We start from the raw sequence: 17,374 nt of genomic DNA on the forward strand, positions 1-17,374 counted from the left end.
GGGCCGGGGTTGGGCGTGCTGTGGTCGGGTCCGCGGGTGGGGCGGCGTCGGTGCTCGGGCGACGTCCGGCCGCGGCCATGCCGAGGTAGAACCGCAGTCTGCCCATGTAGAACCCTGGTCCGCCGAGGTAGAACCGTGGCCGCGCGAGGTAGAACCGTGGCTCGCAGACGGCGGTCCCCAAGTCTTGTGCGGCGGCGCGGCACGGGGTCGTGCCGCTCTCGTGGTTGACCATGCGGTTCCGGCCGGTGGAGCGGTTCTACTTCGGCAGACCATGGTTCTACCTCGCGTGACCGCAACCGACCGGGGTTCTACCTCGCGGGACCGGGGTTCTGCCTCGGGCGGCGACCCGCCGTGTCAGGCGAGCTGCTCGACGACGGTCGGGATCGCCGCGTCGCCCGCGGAGAGGCGGCGTGCGCCGCGCGGCAGCTCTGCGCGCGCCTCGCGGTGCCGGTTCGCGGCGTTCTGGACGCCGTACGACCCCACCCAGCGGGAGTCGACGGCGCCGTCGACGACGAGCGGGACCTGCAGGGGGCGGGTGTCGCCGTCGGGCTCCCACGTCCGGAGCGCCGCGTCGTGGCCGGTGACGACGACCTCCTCGACCGCGCGGCCGTCGTCGCCGTAGCGGCGGGCGGCGAGCTTGCGGCCCCCGGTGCTCGTCTTGGCGGTCGACGCCTTCGCGACGGGCTGGAGCACGCCCGAGGAGTCGGCGCGGGCGACGAGCTTGTAGACCATGCCGCACGTCGGGGCGCCGGAACCGGTGACGAGCGACGTCCCGACGCCGTAGGTGTCGACGGGCGCGGCGGCGAGCGACGCGATCGCGTACTCGTCGAGGTCGGACGTCACGACGATCTGGGTGTCGTGCGCGCCGAGGGAGTCGAGCTGCCGCCGTACCTCGACAGCGAGGACGCCGAGGTCGCCCGAGTCGAGCCGCACCGCGCCGAGCTCCCCTCCGGCGGCACGGACCGCGTTCTGGACGCCCTTGCGCACGTCGTACGTGTCGACGAGCAGCGTCGTGCCAGGCCCCAGGGAGGCGACCTGCGACGCGAAGGCCGACTCCTCGTCGTCGTGCAGGAGCGTGAACGCGTGGGCCGCCGTGCCGATGGTGGGCAGGCCGTATCGCCGGCCGGCCTCGAGGTTGGAGGTCGCGGCGAAACCGCCCACGACGGCGGCCCGCGCGGCGGCCACCGCGGCCTGCTCGTGCGCGCGCCGGGCGCCCATCTCGAGGCACGGCCGCTCGACGGCGGCACTCGTCATGCGAGACGCCGCGGACGCGACGGCCGAGTCGTAGTTGAGGATCGACAGCACGAGCGTCTCGAGCAGCACTGCCTCTGCGAACGTGCCCTCGACCGTCATCACGGGGGACTGGGGGAAGAACACCTCGCCCTCCGCGAACCCGGTGATCGACCCGGTGAACCGGTAGTCCGCGAGGAACTCGAGCGTGCGGTCGTCGACGACGGACTCCGCGTGCAGCCAGTCGAGCTCGTACGCGGAGAACCGGAACGACGACAGCGCCTCGAGCACGCGGCCCGTGCCGGCGAGCACGCCGTACCGCCGTCCGGTCGGGAGGCGGCGGGTGAACACCTCGAAGAGGCAGTGGCGGTGCGCGGTGCCGTCGGCGAGCGCGGCCTGCAGCATCGTCAGCTCGTAGCGGTCGGTGAGGAGCGCGGTGGACGCCGCAGGCAGGTACGGCTCGCGCTGCGCGGAGGGCGCCGCGGCAGCGCTGTCGGTCGCGGCGAGGGCAGCGCTGCCCGGGTCGGTGGGGCTCATGCGGAAAACGTTAGGCCAGGGACCCCGAAGACGGCACGCGACAGGCCCACGAATACAGTGGTGGCGTGAGTGCCCAGCCGATCTTCACCCGCGCCCCGGCGGTCCGGGCGTCCGTGACCGTCCCCGAGGAGGCGACACGGACCGAGAGCGTCGTCGAGCCGGACCGCCCGTGGGTCACCCTCGTGTGGAACGACCCGGTCAACCTCATGAACTACGTGGCGTACGTCTTCGAGTCGTACTTCGGGTACTCGTCGGCCCGCGCGAACGAGCTCATGCTGCAGGTACACCACGACGGCCGGGCGGTCGTGTCGAGGGGCGACCGTGAACGCATGGAGGTCGACGTGCAGGCGATGCACTCGTTCGGGCTGTGGGCGACGATGCAGCGGGACGGCGAGCAGTGAGGCCGTTCCGGAGCGAGGCGGACGGGTACGTCGCCGAGCTCGAGCCGCCCGAACGTATCGTGCTCGCCCAGCTCGCGGGCGACGTCGCGCAGATGCTGCAGGACCAGGTCCCCGACAGGGCCGGTGAGCTCGGCGGGCCGGGCGGGGGACCGGGCGGCCCGTCCGACGGCGCGTGGTCGCCGCCGGGGTGGACGGGCCCCGTGCCACCGGTCCCCGCGGCCGACGAGCCGGACGACGCCACGCACGTGACCCCGCCGTTCGACCCGGCGGTGCGGCGCCTGCTGCCGGACGCGTCCGACGACGCGGACGTCGCCGCCGAGTTCCGCCGGTTCACGCAGGACGACCTCGCGACCCAGAAGGTCGACCGCCTCGTCCTGCTGGGCCGGATGCTCGTCGACGGCGAGCCGGCCGTGGCGGCGCCCTTCGTCGTCGGGCGCGAGGAGGCGCACGCCGTCGCCGCCGCGCTGACGGACGTGCGGCTCGTGCTCGCGGACCGGCTCGACCTGCGGACCGACGCCCAGGTCGAGGGCCTGTACGACGAGCTCGACGCCGAGGGCGACGACGGTCCCGAGGACCCCGACGACGGCTCGGCCGCGCGCCGGTTCCTCGTCAGCGTGTTCCTCCTCACGGGCCTGCTGCAGGAGTCGCTCGTCGACGGGATGCTCGCGGACCTGCGGGCAGGCCGCGGACACCCGCGCTCCTGACCCCCCGTCCGCCGTCGGGCCCGACGCACCGGCCTGTGGGCGCTGCCACAGCGGGGGAGCGCGGTTCGGTGCGGCCCCGGCACGAGGGCGCCAGTAGGCTCGGGCGGGTGAACGACGCTCCCATCGGGATCTTCGACTCGGGCGTGGGCGGGCTCACGGTCGCCCGCTCGATCCTCGACCAGCTTCCGAACGAGTCCCTCCTGTACCTCGGGGACACGGCCAACGGCCCGTACGGGCCCAAGCCGCTCGCGGCCGTGCGCGCGATGGCGCTGGCGATCATGGACCAGCTCGTCGACGACGGCGTGAAGATGCTCGTCATCGCGTGCAACTCGGCGTCGTCGGCCGTGCTGCGCGACGCGCGCGAGCGGTACACGCAGCGCCACGGGCTCCCGGTCGTCGAGGTGATCCTCCCGGCCGCGCGCCGGGCGGTCGCCGCGACCCGGTCCGGGAGGATCGGCGTCATCGGGACCCGCGCGACGATCACGTCGCGGTCGTACGAGGACGCGTTCGCCGTCACGCCGGGCCTGACGCTCACGACGCAGGCCTGCCCCGAGTTCGTCCCGCTCGTCGAGCAGGGCGTGACGTCGGGGCCCGAGGTGCTCGACGTCGCGCACCGCTACCTCGACCCGGTCAAGGCGGCCGGGGTGGACACCCTCGTGCTCGGATGCACGCACTACCCGCTGCTCACCGGCGCGATCTCGTACGTCATGGGCGAGGAGGTCACGTTGGTCTCGAGCGCCGAGGAGACCGCCAAGGACGTCTACCGCACGCTCGTCGCGCACGACCTCGAGCGGTCGCGCGACGCCGGACCGCCACGTCACCGCTTCCTCGCGACGGGCAGCACCGAGCCGTTCGAGCACCTGGCCCGCCGGTTCCTCGGCCCCGAGGTCCTCACCGTGGAGGCCGCCTGATGCGCCTCGTCACGGTCGGCTGCTCGGGGTCGTTCGCCGGCCCGGAGTCACCCGCGTCGTCGTACCTCGTCCAGGTGCCGGCCGCGGAGGCCGAGGCGGCGGGGTTCGAGCCGCGCGACTGGAACGTCGTGCTCGACCTCGGCAACGGGGCGCTGGGCGCGCTCCAGCGGTTCGTCGAGCCCCTCGACCTCGACGCCGTCGCGCTCTCGCACCTGCACCCCGACCACTTCGCCGACGTGTGCGGGCTGTACGTGTACCTCCGTTACCACCCCGGTCGCGGGTCGGCGCGCACGGGCGTGCCGAGCAGGCTGGCGGTCCTCGGGCCGACCGACACGGCGGCCAGGATCGAGGCGGCCTACGGCACCGAGCCCGGTGACGGGCTGCGCGCGGAGCTCGACGTCCGGGTCTGGGAGCCGGGAGCGCCCGTGCAGGTGGGGCCGCTCACGCTCGAGCCGTACCGCGTCTTCCACCCCGTCGAGGCGTACGGCGTGCGCGTCACGGGGCCGTCGTCGCTGCGCCCGGGGGAGACGGCCGTCCTCGCGTACACGGGCGACACGGACGCGTGCGACGGCGTCGTCGAGCTCGCCCGTGACGCCGACCTGCTGCTCTCGGAGGCGGCGTTCCACGAGGGTCGCGACGACGACGTGGAGCGCGGCATCCACCTCACCGGCCGGCGCGCGGGCGAGATCGCGACGGCGGCCCGTGCCGGGCGCCTCGTGCTCACCCACCTGCCTGCCTGGAACGACCCGGAGCGCTCGCGCGCCGAGGCCCGTGAGACCTACACCGGCCCGGTCGACGTCGCCACCACCGGGGCGGTCTTCGACCTCTGACCGTGAGTGCGCTCAGCCGGGCGGGTGGTCGGTAGGGTGGCGGCATGACCATCCCCACCCCTTCCACGGCTACGCCCGCGCCCGTCGTGCGGGCCGACGGCCGCGCGCCCGACCAGCTCCGCCCCGTGACGATCACCCGCAACTGGCTCGACCAGGCCGAGGGGAGCGTCCTCGTCGAGTTCGGGCGCACGCGCGTGCTGTGCGCGGCCTCGTTCACGGAAGGCGTGCCGCGCTGGCGGAAGGGGTCGGGCGAGGGCTGGGTCACCGCCGAGTACGCGATGCTGCCCCGCGCGACCAACGAGCGCAGCCAGCGCGAGTCCGTGAAGGGGAAGATCGGCGGGCGCACGCACGAGATCTCCCGCCTCATCGGCCGGTCCCTGCGCGCGATCATCGACGTCTCGGCGCTCGGGGAGAACACGATCGTCCTCGACTGCGACGTGCTCCAGGCCGACGGCGGCACGCGCACCGCCGCGATCACCGGCGCCTACGTCGCGCTCGCCGACGCCGTCGCGTGGGGCCAGCGGCACGGGCACGTCAAGGGCGGCAAGCCCGTGCTCACCGACTCGGTCGCGGCCGTGAGCGTCGGGATCATCGACGGCGTCCCGATGCTCGACCTGCCGTACGTCGAGGACGTCCGTGCGGAGACCGACATGAACGTCGTCGTCACCGGATCGGGCACCTTCGTCGAGGTGCAGGGCACCGCCGAGCACGCGCCGTTCGACCGCGCCGAGCTCGACGCACTCCTCGACCTCGCGGTCGCGGGGACCGCCGACCTCACCGCGATCCAGCGGGCCGCGCTCGCGACGGAAGCACCGTGACCGTGCCCGACGGCGCACGCCTCGTCCTGGCGACGCACAACCGCGGCAAGATCGCGGAGCTGCGGGCGATCCTCGCCGCCGAGCTCGACGCGCACCCCGGTCTCGCGCTCGCGCCCGGGGCGATCGTCGGAGCCGGCGACGTCGGTGCGCCCGAGCCCGTCGAGGACGGCGCGACGTTCGCCGAGAACGCCCTCATCAAGGCACGCGCGCTCGTCGCGGCGACGGGCCTGCCCGCGGTGGCCGACGACTCGGGTCTCGCCGTCGACGTGCTCGGCGGCGCGCCCGGCATCTTCTCGGCGCGGTGGGCCGGACGCCACGGCGACGACGTCGCGAACCTCGAGCTCCTGCTCGCCCAGCTCGGCGACGTGCACGCCGAGCACCGCGCCGCCGGGTTCGTGTGCGCAGCCGCCCTCGTCACCCCGGACGGCCACGAGGTCGTCCGGACGGGCGAGATGCGTGGGACGCTGCTCACGGCGCCGCGGGGCGAGAACGGGTTCGGCTACGACCCGATCCTGCTCCCCGACGACCAGCCGGCTGGCGGCTCGCCGCGCTCGGCCGCCGAGCTGACCCCGGAGGAGAAGAACGCGATCAGCCACCGCGGCAAGGCGTTCCGCGCGCTCGCCCCCGACGTCGTCGCGGCCCTGGCGCCGAGGTAGCACCCAGGTCCGGGGGTGCGGTGCCGTCGCCAGGACACCTCGGGTGGTCCCTGCGCCCGCGTCGGCGGTAGCGGCGCCGCTAGCGCGGCGGGCCGTCGGCGTCGCGCGGTGAGCGGCCCGCGAGCACCGCGGCCCGGCGACGCCGGTCGGCGGGGAGCAGCACGCCGACGAGCGCGACCACGCCGCGCCAGCCGAGCATCGTGAGGGCGAGGAACCCGAACGACACGAGCTGGAACGCGGGCGCGACACCCTGCCCCGTGAGCACGCGCAGCAGCACGCCGAGCGCCCACGCGCAGCCCCACACGACGACCCCCGCGGGCCACAGGCGCCAGGGACGTCGCCACGCCCGCGAGACGAGCCAGCCGACCGCGGCACCGGCCGCGAACGGCCAGGCGACGACGACGAGCCGGGACAGGCCCTCGTCGGCGGCGTGCGTCGCCAGACCGCCGGTGGCGAGCGCGAGGACGCACAGGAGGTCGGCGAGCGCGGCGAGGACGACGGTCACCGGGCGTACGTGACCGGCCGGCGGGGTGGAGCTCATGGTCCCGACCGTACCTCGCCCGCGGGGAACGTCGGCACGTGCCGGACGAGGGCGCCCGCCGCCTAGGGTTGTGCCCGTGCACCTTGCCGCCGACGACCTCGCCTTCGCCTATCCCGGGCGCCCCGTCCTCGACGGTGTGGGGGTCCGGGTCGCGCCGGGCACACGGCTCGGGGTGGTGGGGGAGAACGGCACGGGCAAGTCGACGCTCCTGCACGTGCTGTCCGACCGTCTGGTCCCGAGCCGTGGCGAGGTCCGGCGGTCGGGGTCGCTCGCGCTCGTCGAGCAGGAGCTCGCGGTCGAGCCCGGGCAGACGGTCGGGACGCTGGTTGCCGCGACCCTGAGCGGCTTGCGCGCGGTGGCCGCGGAGCTCGAGGCGGCGGCGCGGGACTTCGACCACGAGGCCGGCGACCTCGCGGAGCTCACCGAGATCCTCGCGCGGGCCGAGCACCTCGCGGTGTGGGACGCGGACCGCCGCGTCGACGTCGCGCTGTCCCGCCTCGGCGCGTGCCGCGACCGGGACCGGGAGCTCGCGACGCTGTCCGTCGGCGAGCGCTACCGGGTGCGCCTCGCGTGCCGCCTCGCGGAGCGCGCGGACCTGGTTCTGCTGGACGAGCCGACCAACCACCTCGACACGGGCGGTATCGACTTCCTCACGGGCGAGCTCGTCGCCTGGCGCGGTGGTGTGGTGATGGTCACCCACGACCGCCAGCTCCTCGACGACGTCGCGACGGAGATCCTCGACCTCGACCCGGCGATGGACGGCAGGCCCGTGCTGTACGGGCAGCCCGGCTACCTGGCGTACCGGTTCGCGAAGAACCAGGCGCTGCACCGCTGGCGCCAGCGCTTCCGTGCCGAGCAGAAGCGGGCGGAGAAGCTCGCCGCGGTGCTCGACGCGTCGTACGAGGGGCTGTCCGACGAGTGGCGTCCGCCGAAGGGCAGCCAGAAGCACCGGCGCGCGACGCGTGCGCGCATCCACGTCAAGGCCGCGGACCGCCGGCTCCAGCAGCTCGAGGCCGAGGCGGTCGAGGTGCCGGTCCCGCCGCTCGAGCTCGTGTTCCCCGAGCTGCCCGCGATGGCACCGGGGTGGGACCCGGGCGACCCGGTCGTCGAGCTGCGCAGCCCGCGCGTCGGCGCGCGCCTCGACCTGCCCGGTACCCGCATCGCGATCCCACCCTCGGGCCGGCTCCTCGTGACCGGACCGAACGGGAGCGGCAAGTCGACGTTCCTCGCCGCCCTGTCCGGGCTGGTCCCGCTCGACCGGGGCGCCCGGTCCGCGGTCGACGGGCTCCGGCTCGGCGTCGTCGACCAGGAGGGCCCGTCGCTGCCCCCGGGTGCCGAGGACCGCACAGGGTTCGACGAGTACGCGCGTGAGGCCCTCGAGCTCCTCGACGCGGGCCGGCTCGACCCCGACCACCTCGTGCCCGTCGCGTTCCTCGGCCTGCTCACGGAGGAGGACCTGGAGCGCCCGCTGCGCGAGCTCTCGGCGGGGCAGCGACGCCGCTTCGACCTCGCGCGGGCGTTGCTCGCCGCTCCGCACGTGCTGATCCTCGACGAGCCGACCAACCACCTGTCGATCGACCTCGTCGACGAGCTCACGCAGGCGCTGCGCGTGACGCCCGCAGCGGTCGTCGTCGCGACGCACGACCGCCGGATGCGCGAGGACCTCGAGGACTGGCCCCGCCTCGACCTCGCCGTCTGACGGCTAGTCGACGCCGACCCGTAACCCGGCCGGTGGTTCAGCGAGCCCCGGTCGTCCGCGGAGCGGGCGCGATCGCCTCGCCCAGCGCCCGGCCCCACTCGCGCGCGCGGTCGAGCTCGCCCTCGTCGAGCGGTCCCTCGACGTCGCCGACGTAGAACGACGCGGGTGCCGTGACGAGACGGAAGCCGGCGCGGCGCAGCACCTTGGCCGCGCCCCGTGCCGCGGAACCGGGGAGTGGCTTGACCTTGCTCACGCGCGTGTCGAACGTCGCAGCGAGGCGCGGCTCCGGCTGCCGCCCCACGGACCCGAGCCACTCGCGCAGCCCGCGCGTGCGGCCGGAGACGGTGCCGCTGGCGCGCAGGACGGCGTCGGCACGCGTCGTCGGGCGCGTCATGCCGAACGCGTGCGTCGGCCCGCCCGCGACGATCAGGTGGACGTGCCGGAGCGCGTCGTGCGAGGCGGCGGGGTCCTCCACGTCGACGACCATGACGCGGACGTGGTCGCACAGACCTTCCGCGATCGCCCGTGCGACCTGCTCGCTGTTGCCGTACATCGACTCGTAGACCACGGCGGCATCCATGACCCGCTCCTTCGTCGCCTCGCCCGCCCTCGCTGACGGGACCCCTCGTTCCTACGGTCGGACGGGCGGGGCCCCGAGGGCGAGGGCCGTCGGGCACGGCCGAGAGGGCCGTTGGTCCTGCGCCTCAGGGAGCCGGCCGCAGCCGCGCGTCGACGAGTCGCACGAGCCACGCCAGTGCGAGGAAGACGACCGCGACGACGGCGGTGTTGACGAGCGCCCGCGCGAGGCCCAGGTCGCCCACGTCGAGGAACGGGTAGGGGTACCAGCCGACGACGGCACCGCGCACGAACGTGTACGCGATCCACGCGAGCGGGTAGGCGACGGACCACCACACCGTCGTGGCGTCGACGCGCGGCCGGGGCCCGACGAGCCCCCACGCCGCCACGGCGAGCAGCGGGGCGAGCAGGTGGAGCAGGGTGTTGGACACCTGGCCCGCGGCGCTGAGCTCGCCGAGACCGCGCAGCACGGTGTTGTAGACGATGCCGGTGACGGCGATGCACAGCAGCGCGTCGAGACGCGCGACGCGGAACACGCGGCCGTCGCGGTCCGGCCGCAGCACGAGGAGCACCGAGACGACGCCGATCAGCAGGTTCGACTGGATGGTGAAGTAGCTGAACAGCCGCACGAGGCGCTCGGTCTGGTTCGGCGCCGCACCCGGGCCGTCGACGACGGCGATCACGAGCTCCATGACGACGCCGGTGAGCGCGACGAGCGCCACGAGCGCGTGCAGCACCCGGGCTATCGCCAGGCGCGAGCGGACCTCGGCGCCGGACGGGCCGTCGTCCGTCGTCCCGACCTGCTCGCCCGTCGCCCCCGGCGACCCGGTCACGGGAGCCGGCCCACGTGCGCCATCGCCTGGCGCAGCAGCACGCCCTGCCCGCCGCGCATCTCGAGCTGGACCTCGTCGCTGCACGCCTGCTCGGGCGTGAGCCAGGCGAGCTCGAGCGCGTTCTGCTGCGGCCGGCAGTCACCGTTGACCGGCACGACGTAGGCGAGCGAGACCGCGTGCTGCCGGGGGTCGTGGTAGGACGTGATGCCCGGCGTCGGGAAGTACTCGGCGACGGTGAACGGCTGCGGCGACGCGGGAACCTGGGGGAGCGCGACCGGGCCGAGATCCTTCTCGATGTGCCGCAGGAGCGCGTCGCGGATCCGCTCGTGGAACATCACGCGCCCGGACACGAGCGCCCGCGTCATCATCCCCTCGGGCGTGACGCGCAGGAGCAGCCCGACGGCGACGACGTCGCCCGAGTCGTCGACGCGCACGGGGACGGCGTCGACGTAGACGAGCGGGAGCTGGGCGCGCGCGACCGCGATCTCCTCGGGGCTGAGCCACCCGGCGGGCTGCGGGTTCTCGTGCGAGAAGTCGTCGGGCGGGAAGTCGGCGGTGTCGGTCACGCGACTGTTCTACCCCGTGGCGTGGGCGGGAGCGAGTTCACGACCCGTGGGCGACGCCACGGAGCGGCTCGGCGGGCGGCCCGTCGAGCGCAGCCGCGAGAGGCTCGGAGACCCGCGCGACGATCTCGACGAGCGCACGCTCCGCGACGGCGGCGGGCAGGACCTCCATGACGGCCATGAGCGGCGCGAGCCGGTCGGGGAGGACGGCGCCCGCGGCCCCCGCTCCGTCGTCCTCGCTGCCGGTGGCGAGCGTCGTGCGCAGGGCCTCCCAGACCTGGTCGGACGTCGGGACGGCCGACCCGTCGGTCGCTGCGCGGCCGAGCGCGCCCGTGAGCGCCCCGAGGACGTCGGACACGTCGGGGCGCGGGGTGCCCCGCACGTCGTCGGCGCTCGTGACGAGCGCAGGGACGAGGCCCGTCAGCCCGGCCTCGGTGACCGGCGTGACGGTGAGGTGGGTCGTGTGGGGCAGGCGTGTCCCGTCCTCCTGCACGAGGCCGGGCTGCGGCTGCAGGACCCAGCCGCGCGTGCGCACCGCGTCCGCCCAGACGTGCGGGTCGACGCGCCGCCCCGGCGGCACCGACTCGTCCGTCGCCACCGCGATCAGCGGGCCCACGGGCCGGCCGACGACGCGCAGCCCCTCGATCGCGTCGACCGCCTCGTGCAGCGTGCGCGTCGCGCGGACGCAGCGCGCGGTGAGCGCGGTGTACCCCGCGGTGCCGAGCGCCTGGCTCACCGCCCAGGCCGCGGCGAGCGGGGCGGCCGAGCGCGACCCGGACGCCGTCGCGTTGACGACCGGGTACCCGGGCCAGCCGGTCGTCGCGAAGAACTGGTGCCGCTGGCGGTCGCGCCCGCGCACGAGCAGGACCGACGTGCCCTTGGGGGCGTACCCGTACTTGTGGACGTCGGCCGAGATGCTCGTCACGCCCGGCACCGAGAAGTCGAACGCCGGGACGTCGTCGCCGCCCGCGGCCTCCCAGAACGGCAGCACCCAGCCGCCGACGCACGCGTCGACGTGGACCGGTACGCCGCGCTCGTTCGCCGCCGCCGCGACCTCGGCCACCGGGTCGACGACCCCGTGCGGGTACGACGGCGCGGAGACGACCACGAGCGCGACGTCGGTACGCCCCGAGCCGGGGGAGGAGCCGGGACCACGGCCGTCGCCGATCGCGGCGACGAGGGCGCCGGGCGCGGGGAGGCCCGTCGCGGGCTCGACGGGGACGAGCGTGAGGTCCACGTCGAGGTACTGCGCGGCCTTGCGGAACGCCGCGTGGACGCTCACGGGTGCCACGACCCGCGGCCGGACGCCGGGGTTCGCCGCGCGGAAGACGTCGCGCGCCACCTTCACGGCGAGGACGCAGCTCTCCGTCCCGCCCGAGGTCACCGAGCCGACGACGGCGTCGGGCCCGTCCGCAGGGCCGTTCAGCATGCCGCGCGCGAACGCGACGAGCTCGCTCTCCATGACGGCGACGGAGGTGAACGTCGTCGGGTCCAGGCCGTTGACCGACTGCACGGCACGCGCCGCGGCGGCGGCCAGCTCGTCGAGCTCCGCCAGCCCCGGGTCGTACACGTACGACAGCACGCGTCCGCCGTGGGTCGGCGCGTCCGCGGCCCGGAGGTCGGCGAGCCGGTCGAGGATCCCGTCGGTGCGCAGGGGGACCGCGGAGCGGTCAGTCGCGGGCTCGGTCGGACGGGGTGCGGTGGTCACGCGGCAGCTCCGGTGCAGGGTCGTCGATGTCCCCCCTGCGCAGACCGTACCGCACCAGCGGGACGAGGCTCACGAGCACCAGGACCGCCGGGACGACCGAGAAGGAGAGCGCGATCCCGTCGACCGCGGCGGCCGGTTGGGCGGCGATCTCGCCCGCGCGCGTCGAGACGTAGCCCGAGATCCCGAGCACGGCCGAGAGCACCGCGGCGCCGAGCGCCATGCCGGTCGTCTCGCCCGCCGTCCACACGCCGCTGAACGCACCACCGCGCCCCTCACCGTGCGACCGCGCGTCGTGAGCGATGACGTCGGGCAGCATCGCGAGCGGCAGCGCCTGCATCCCGGCGTAGGCGACGCCCGCGAGCGCCGTCGGGACGTAGACCCAGGCGCCCGGAGCCCACAGGAGCGGCAGCATGCCGAGCGCTGCGACGGCGAACAGGACGGTCGCGACGACGAACCCGCGCTCCTTGCCCCGGCGCCGGGCGAGCCGCGTCCACAGCGGCATGCAGAGCAGCGCCGGCGCGATGAGCGCGGCGAAGAGGTAGCTCACCGCCGCCTCGTCGTGCAGGACGTACCGCGCGACGTAGGCGGCACCCGCGAGCATGAGGCCCGTCGCGACGGCCTGGAGGACGAACGCCGCGAGCAGCGTGCGGAACGGTCGCGACCTGCGCAGTGCGCCGACGGCCTCACCCACCGCGACGAGCCACGCGCGCGCCGCCGTCGCGTCGGGCTCCATCGTCGAGCCACGCGGGATCGGTGCCGAGCGGGGGGCGACGCGGGAGGCGACGAGCATCCCGGCGCCGATGACGAGACCCGAGACGATGCCCATGAGGAGGTAGCCCGACGCCGAGTCACCGCCCCCGCGCAGCGCCGGGCCGCCTGCCCCGAACAGCAGGATGGCGAACGCCAGGGCCGCGACGCGCCACGCGAGCAGCCGCGTGCGGCCGTCGTACGTCGTGTCGAGCTCCGCGGGCAGGGCGATGTACGGGACCTGGAAGAGCGAGAACGACGTCGCGGCGAGCAGGAACGCGACGAGGACCCAGAGCGCCGACGCCGTCGGGCCCGCCGAGCCGGGGGCCGCGAACGTCAGCGCGAAGAACACGGGGATCGTCAGCGCGCCGATCGTCATGAAGCGGCGGCGTGAGCCCGTGCGCGCGAGGTCGCGGTCGGACCCGTACCCGACGAACGGGTCGACGAGCACGTCCCACACCTTCGCGCCCGTGACGATGAGGCCGGCGACCGCCGCGGGGACGGCGAGTGAGTCCGTCAGGTACACGAGGAGCACGAGCCCAGGCAGGGTGCCGAAGCCACCGGTGCCGACCGAGCCGGCGGCGTAGCCGGCGATCGTCCGACGCGAGAGCCTGGGCGTGGTGGCGTTCGTCACAGGGTCAGCGTAGGGGCAGGTGGGCAGGCGCACGGGCACCCGGCGGCGTGGCCCGGGGAATACCCGGCCCCGGTCGGTTGCTGCACCTGGCAGAACCCCAACCGTCCTTGGAGGATCCCCCATGGCCACGCAGGCACTCACCGAGTCCACGTTCGAGCAGACGATCACCGACAACGACATCGTCCTGGTCGACTTCTGGGCCGACTGGTGCGGACCGTGCAAGATGTTCGCGCCCGTGTTCGAGAAGTCGTCGGAGGAGAACCCCGACGTCGTCCACGCCAAGATCGACACCGAGGCCGAGCGCTCGCTCGCGGCCGCCGCGAACATCACGTCGATCCCGACGCTCATGGCCTTCCGCGAGGGCATCCTCGTCTTCTCCCAGCCCGGTGCCCTCCCGGCGCCCGCGCTCAAGCAGGTCGTCGACGCCGTCAAGGGCCTCGACATGGAGGACGTGCGCCGTCAGATCGCCGCCGCGAACGACGGGACACCGGCGCAGGACGCCTGACAGAGGACTCTCGCGAGAGGCTCCGCCCGACCGGTCCGGTCGGGCGGAGCCTTCTGCGTGTCAGGCGCAGTCGAGCGCGGTGAATCCTGTCTCGCTCGCGGCAGCGCGCCCGCCGCCGGTCGCGGCGGTCCGCGCCACGCCGGCCGTGACCTGGGGTGCGCGCACCGCGAACGACTGGTAGGCCGCGGTGCCCGGCTGGACGCCCGTCACCGTCCGCGTGCCGAACGGTGTCTCGAGCGTGAAGTCCACCGGGACGGTGTCGTCGTTCGTCGCGCGGACCGCGACGTACGCCCTGCCGGCCAGGCACCGCGTGAAGGACGTGGTCGTCACGGCGAGAGCCGCCGGCTCCTGGTCCGCGGGCTCGAGCGGGACCGTGAGGGTCGTGTCCGGACCCGTCGTGAGCGTCGGGCGCCCGGAGCCGAGGACGCTCCACACCTCGACCCGCACGGTCCCGCCGTCGAGGTCGCCGAGGTTCCCGGTCGCGGTGACCGGCCGGTTGACGCTCGTGTACGACTCCGGGCCCGGAACGGGGTCCGTCGCGAAGTACGCGTACGTCTCCGTGCGGTCCCAGGACCCGTCGCCGGTGAGGTCGTAGCTCACGCGGGCCTGGACCGCGAGACCGACGGTCGTCCCCGCGTCCACGGGCAGCGTGAACGCGGTCGCGCCACCGTCGTAGGACGCCGTGACGTCCGTCGCGAGGAACGTCGCGGGCTCGTGCGGCGTGCCGTCGCGGTTCTGGCCCCCCGCGGACGCGAGCTGCACGGTCCCGGCTGCTCCGGCGGTGGCCGAGAGGGCCCCGTCGGCGGCAAGGTGCAGCGTCGAGGCGAAGTCTCCCGGATCGGGGTCCGGATCCGGGTCCGGGTCCGGATCAGGGTCGGGGTCGGGGCCGGGACCCCCGACGGCGCCCCCGCCGCTCCACGTGTGGGCGCCCGCGGTCGCGGTGGTGCCGCCCGCGACGTCGAGCGTCCTGCCGTCGGAGAAGGTCACGGTCACGTCCTCGGCGCTCACGTTGGACGCCACGTACGTGCGCGCGCCGTCCTTCGTGAACGTCGCGGCCAGCGGGTGGTCGGCCGAGACCGCGGCGTCGACCGTGCCCAGTGCGGCGAGGTTCGCCGCCCAGTGGAACGTGTGCGCGCGCGACTCGCCCTCCTCGGGCGTCGGGTAGCCGCCGCGGACCTTGTCGAGCGCGGCCTCGCCGTCGCCCAGGGCGAGGAAGCTCCACACGATGTCCTGCCACGATCCCGGCGACCCGCCCGCGACCGTCTCGAGGTGCCCGTACAGCTCGCGGACCCGCTCCGGGCGGTACCCGAGGTACAGGTGCGACCCCGTGACCGGCAGGTAGTTGATGCCCTGGATCTTCGCCGGGTCGGCCGTGAACCACGTGGCGTACGCGCCGCCGTCGCCCCACACCATGCCGACGGTCTCGTGGTCGAACCCCTCGGGGAAGGTCGTGCCGTCGGCGTCGAACCAGTACGCCTGGATCGCGGCCGCCTGCGTCGTGTACAGGAAGATGCCGGCGTCGCGCGCCTCCGTGTTCCCGGTCGCCTCGCCCCACTGGACGAGTGCGCCCGCGAAGTTCATCCCCTCCGATGACGACTCCTGATTGTTGCCCGCGGCGAACGCGCCGTGCCCCGACGCCCAGTCGTGACCCGCGTAGACGTCGAAGTCGCGCAGGTAGGGGAAGCGCGTCTCGGTGCGGTCGTAGCCGTTGGCGTCGCTGACGAGCAGGTCGACCATCGGGCCGTACTCCTGCGCCCACTGCGGGTCGAACCGCGCGAGCGTCGCGGCCGCGGCCACGTAGTAGCCGTAGTGGAAGTGGTGGTCGTTCAGCTCCTGGTCCGAGCCGTACGACGCCGGGTAGCCGATGAGCGTGCCCCAGTCCTCGTCGTACGCGAACACCCGCTCCGCCTTGCCGGGCGTCGCGGTGAACCAGTCCGTCAGGAGCGCGCGGACCTGGCCGAGGGCGGCGTCGCGCTGTGCCGTGCGCCCGAGCTGGTCGGCGATCTCGACGATGCGCGTCGCGCGGCCGAGCGCCTTGCCCGTCCAGTACGTGTCGTTGCCCCGCTGGTCGAGCGGGTCCGCCGCGACCTGGTCGAGGTAGGCCTCGAGCTGCGCCCGGTCGGGGCTGCCCGGGACCCCCGTCGCGACGGCGGGGACCTCGGTCAGCACGCCACGGAACGTGTCGACCGTGGTGAACGAGTCGATGCCCGCGAGCACCGTGAGGTCCCCGCGGGCCGACGTGTACGTCGCGTCCAGGGGCTCGGTCCCGGGCGCGGAGCCCGCGAGGTGCGCCGCCTGGTGCGGGTACAGCGCGGCGACCGTGCCGGTGGAAGCACCGGTGCCTGGCCACGGCGTCGTCTCGAGCGCGTAGGTCGTCGTGACCTGCGACGTCGTCTCGTCGTAGGAGTAGTCGGCCGTCGTGCCGGTGACGGGGGAGTAGGCGGCGCCCGTGAAGGCGTCGGCGAGGCCGGCGCGCGCTGCGGGGTCGGCGTCGGGCAGGACGGCGACCGAGAAGAAGCCGTCGCCGTCGAGCGGAGCGGTGAACGTGTCACCGGAGCGGGACCAGTCGGTGCCGGGGGGTGCGAACGCGACGTAGTCGTGCCCGTTCACCTCGAGGCCCAGGCGCGCGCCGTCGTCCAGCCAGACGTCCGCCCCGTCGGCCGCGGTGAGCACGGCGTCGCTGCCGGTCGCCTCGAACCAGGCGAACGGCAGGCCGTGGCCGATGGTCGCGCGCAGGGACTGCGCGCCGTCGTCCCACCGGGGGGTGACGGTCCAGTCCGTCCAGTCGTCGACGTCGACGTCGGGCGCCTGGAGCCCGGTGACGCCGGCGTGCAGGTCTTCGTGGTACGGGAAGTGGTACTCGGAGACCCCGGCGCCGCTCCCGGTGATCGTCGGGGTGGTGGTGTACGAGATGCCCATCCCCGCGGCGTCCGGCTGGTACGACGCCGGGTGGGCGTGCAACGGCGCGCTCCACTGGCAGTCGAGGCGCTTGAACGCGAGCGAGGACCACCAGTCGTTCGTCGGGAGCGGGGTGCTCGGTGCGTCCTCGGTGACGAAGGCGCGCGCGTCGGCGTTGATCGCCGCGCAGCCGCTCGGCGTCGGCCCCGGGGGGACCGTGGTGTAGCTGCCCGAGCCGACGTCGATCGTGTCCGCCGCGGCCCCGGTGGCCGGGAGGGCCACGAGACCGCTCGCCGCGAGCACGGCCGCGAGGACCCCCGCGGCCAGCCGACGTCTTCGGGGCCGACGGCGGCCGGGCCCGCGCGCGGCGGCGTCGCCCGTGACGGGCGGTACGGACAGGGGCGTGCGTGCTGTGTCGTCGGGCACGACGTCTCACCTCGGTGGGTCACGCGCGGCACCTCGTCGTCCCGCGCTCGTCCGGTCGGCGGCTCTGCCGACCGCGGAAACGTGGAAGCGCTCCCACGACCACGATAGAGCGTTCTCTCGCCGGTGCCAAGAGGAACCGCCACGAGCGGCGAGTCGA

At 74.7% G+C, this 17,374-nt stretch carries 16 protein-coding genes; 8 read left to right on the top strand and 8 right to left on the bottom strand.

The genetic code is table 11. The features are described 5' to 3' along the window. Positions 1 to 354: 354 nt before the first annotated feature. Entirely contained in the window at positions 355 to 1,767 is a 1,413-nt protein-coding gene (locus ACMXGY_RS07850; RefSeq protein WP_483776291.1) for a nicotinate phosphoribosyltransferase, read from the bottom strand. A gap of 113 nt (positions 1,768 to 1,880) precedes the next feature. Here ACMXGY_RS07850 and clpS point away from each other — a divergent pair, with 113 nt between their 5' ends. From clpS to rdgB, 6 genes are all read left to right on the top strand, one after another. Further along, positions 1,881 to 2,168, top strand: a complete 288-nt coding sequence (gene clpS, locus ACMXGY_RS07855; protein ID WP_483776816.1) for an ATP-dependent Clp protease adapter ClpS — start codon at positions 1,881 to 1,883, stop codon at positions 2,166 to 2,168. Continuing rightward, positions 2,165 to 2,872: a DUF2017 family protein gene (locus ACMXGY_RS07860; RefSeq protein WP_483776292.1), complete on the top strand. Its 708-nt coding sequence runs from the start codon at positions 2,165 to 2,167 to the stop codon at positions 2,870 to 2,872. The genes clpS and ACMXGY_RS07860 overlap by 4 nt, the downstream gene beginning before the upstream one ends. A 107-nt stretch (positions 2,873 to 2,979) precedes the next feature. Further along, entirely contained in the window at positions 2,980 to 3,783 is an 804-nt protein-coding gene (gene murI / locus ACMXGY_RS07865) for a glutamate racemase (protein ID WP_483776293.1), read from the top strand. Then, positions 3,783 to 4,613, top strand: a complete 831-nt coding sequence (locus ACMXGY_RS07870) for an MBL fold metallo-hydrolase (protein WP_483776294.1) — start codon at positions 3,783 to 3,785, stop codon at positions 4,611 to 4,613. The genes murI and ACMXGY_RS07870 overlap by 1 nt, the downstream gene beginning before the upstream one ends. Before the next feature lie 44 nt (positions 4,614 to 4,657). Then, positions 4,658 to 5,431, top strand: a complete 774-nt coding sequence (gene rph, locus ACMXGY_RS07875) for a ribonuclease PH (protein WP_483776295.1) — start codon at positions 4,658 to 4,660, stop codon at positions 5,429 to 5,431. Continuing rightward, positions 5,428 to 6,087, top strand: a complete 660-nt coding sequence (gene rdgB, locus ACMXGY_RS07880; protein ID WP_483776296.1) for an RdgB/HAM1 family non-canonical purine NTP pyrophosphatase — start codon at positions 5,428 to 5,430, stop codon at positions 6,085 to 6,087. The genes rph and rdgB overlap by 4 nt, the downstream gene beginning before the upstream one ends. A 79-nt stretch (positions 6,088 to 6,166) precedes the next feature. On the opposite strand, the gene ACMXGY_RS07885 is transcribed toward rdgB, so the two are convergent. After that, positions 6,167 to 6,628 carry a DUF3054 domain-containing protein gene (locus ACMXGY_RS07885; RefSeq protein WP_483776297.1) on the bottom strand — a complete coding sequence of 154 codons (462 nt, stop codon included), beginning with the start codon at positions 6,626 to 6,628 and terminating at the stop codon, positions 6,167 to 6,169. A 76-nt stretch (positions 6,629 to 6,704) separates the two neighbouring features. Here ACMXGY_RS07885 and ACMXGY_RS07890 point away from each other — a divergent pair, with 76 nt between their 5' ends. After that, the gene (locus tag ACMXGY_RS07890) at positions 6,705 to 8,327 is read left to right on the top strand and encodes an ABC-F family ATP-binding cassette domain-containing protein (RefSeq protein WP_483776298.1); all 1,623 of its coding nucleotides are present in this window, start codon (positions 6,705 to 6,707) and stop codon (positions 8,325 to 8,327) included. Between the two features lie 37 nt (positions 8,328 to 8,364). On the opposite strand, the gene ACMXGY_RS07895 is transcribed toward ACMXGY_RS07890, so the two are convergent. The 5 genes from ACMXGY_RS07895 to ACMXGY_RS07915 form a co-directional block, all read right to left on the bottom strand. Next, positions 8,365 to 8,907 carry a flavodoxin domain-containing protein gene (locus tag ACMXGY_RS07895; RefSeq protein WP_483776299.1) on the bottom strand — a complete coding sequence of 181 codons (543 nt, stop codon included), beginning with the start codon at positions 8,905 to 8,907 and terminating at the stop codon, positions 8,365 to 8,367. 124 nt (positions 8,908 to 9,031) lie between these two features. Then, on the bottom strand, positions 9,032 to 9,736 hold the full coding sequence (locus ACMXGY_RS07900; RefSeq protein WP_483776300.1) for a Pr6Pr family membrane protein: 705 nt from the start codon (positions 9,734 to 9,736) through the stop codon (positions 9,032 to 9,034). After that, positions 9,733 to 10,302 carry an NUDIX hydrolase family protein gene (locus ACMXGY_RS07905; protein WP_483776301.1) on the bottom strand — a complete coding sequence of 190 codons (570 nt, stop codon included), beginning with the start codon at positions 10,300 to 10,302 and terminating at the stop codon, positions 9,733 to 9,735. The genes ACMXGY_RS07900 and ACMXGY_RS07905 overlap by 4 nt, the downstream gene beginning before the upstream one ends. Before the next feature lie 37 nt (positions 10,303 to 10,339). After that, positions 10,340 to 12,007: a pyridoxal phosphate-dependent decarboxylase family protein gene (locus tag ACMXGY_RS07910; RefSeq protein WP_483776302.1), complete on the bottom strand. Its 1,668-nt coding sequence runs from the start codon at positions 12,005 to 12,007 to the stop codon at positions 10,340 to 10,342. Beyond that, entirely contained in the window at positions 11,970 to 13,388 is a 1,419-nt protein-coding gene (locus ACMXGY_RS07915) for an MFS transporter (RefSeq protein ID WP_483776303.1), read from the bottom strand. The genes ACMXGY_RS07910 and ACMXGY_RS07915 overlap by 38 nt, the downstream gene beginning before the upstream one ends. 121 nt (positions 13,389 to 13,509) lie before the next feature. Here ACMXGY_RS07915 and trxA point away from each other — a divergent pair, with 121 nt between their 5' ends. After that, the gene (gene trxA / locus ACMXGY_RS07920; protein WP_483776304.1) at positions 13,510 to 13,893 is read left to right on the top strand and encodes a thioredoxin; all 384 of its coding nucleotides are present in this window, start codon (positions 13,510 to 13,512) and stop codon (positions 13,891 to 13,893) included. 60 nt (positions 13,894 to 13,953) lie between these two features. Here the strand turns inward: trxA and ACMXGY_RS07925 are convergent, their stop codons facing one another. Then, on the bottom strand, positions 13,954 to 17,217 hold the full coding sequence (locus ACMXGY_RS07925; RefSeq protein WP_483776305.1) for a glycosyl hydrolase: 3,264 nt from the start codon (positions 17,215 to 17,217) through the stop codon (positions 13,954 to 13,956). Positions 17,218 to 17,374 lie beyond the last annotated feature (157 nt).

The organism is Cellulosimicrobium sp. G4 BAM 1002 (assembly GCF_057126935.1).

Coding starts and splice junctions, on each gene's coding strand:
- ACMXGY_RS07895 (WP_483776299.1), bottom strand. CDS start 8,907: ATGGATGCCGCCGTGGTCTACGAGTCGATGTACGGCAACAGCGAGCAG.
- ACMXGY_RS07850 (WP_483776291.1), bottom strand. CDS start 1,767: ATGAGCCCCACCGACCCGGGCAGCGCTGCCCTCGCCGCGACCGACAGC.
- trxA (WP_483776304.1), top strand. CDS start 13,510: ATGGCCACGCAGGCACTCACCGAGTCCACGTTCGAGCAGACGATCACC.
- ACMXGY_RS07870 (WP_483776294.1), top strand. CDS start 3,783: ATGCGCCTCGTCACGGTCGGCTGCTCGGGGTCGTTCGCCGGCCCGGAG.
- ACMXGY_RS07885 (WP_483776297.1), bottom strand. CDS start 6,628: ATGAGCTCCACCCCGCCGGCCGGTCACGTACGCCCGGTGACCGTCGTC.
- rph (WP_483776295.1), top strand. CDS start 4,658: ATGACCATCCCCACCCCTTCCACGGCTACGCCCGCGCCCGTCGTGCGG.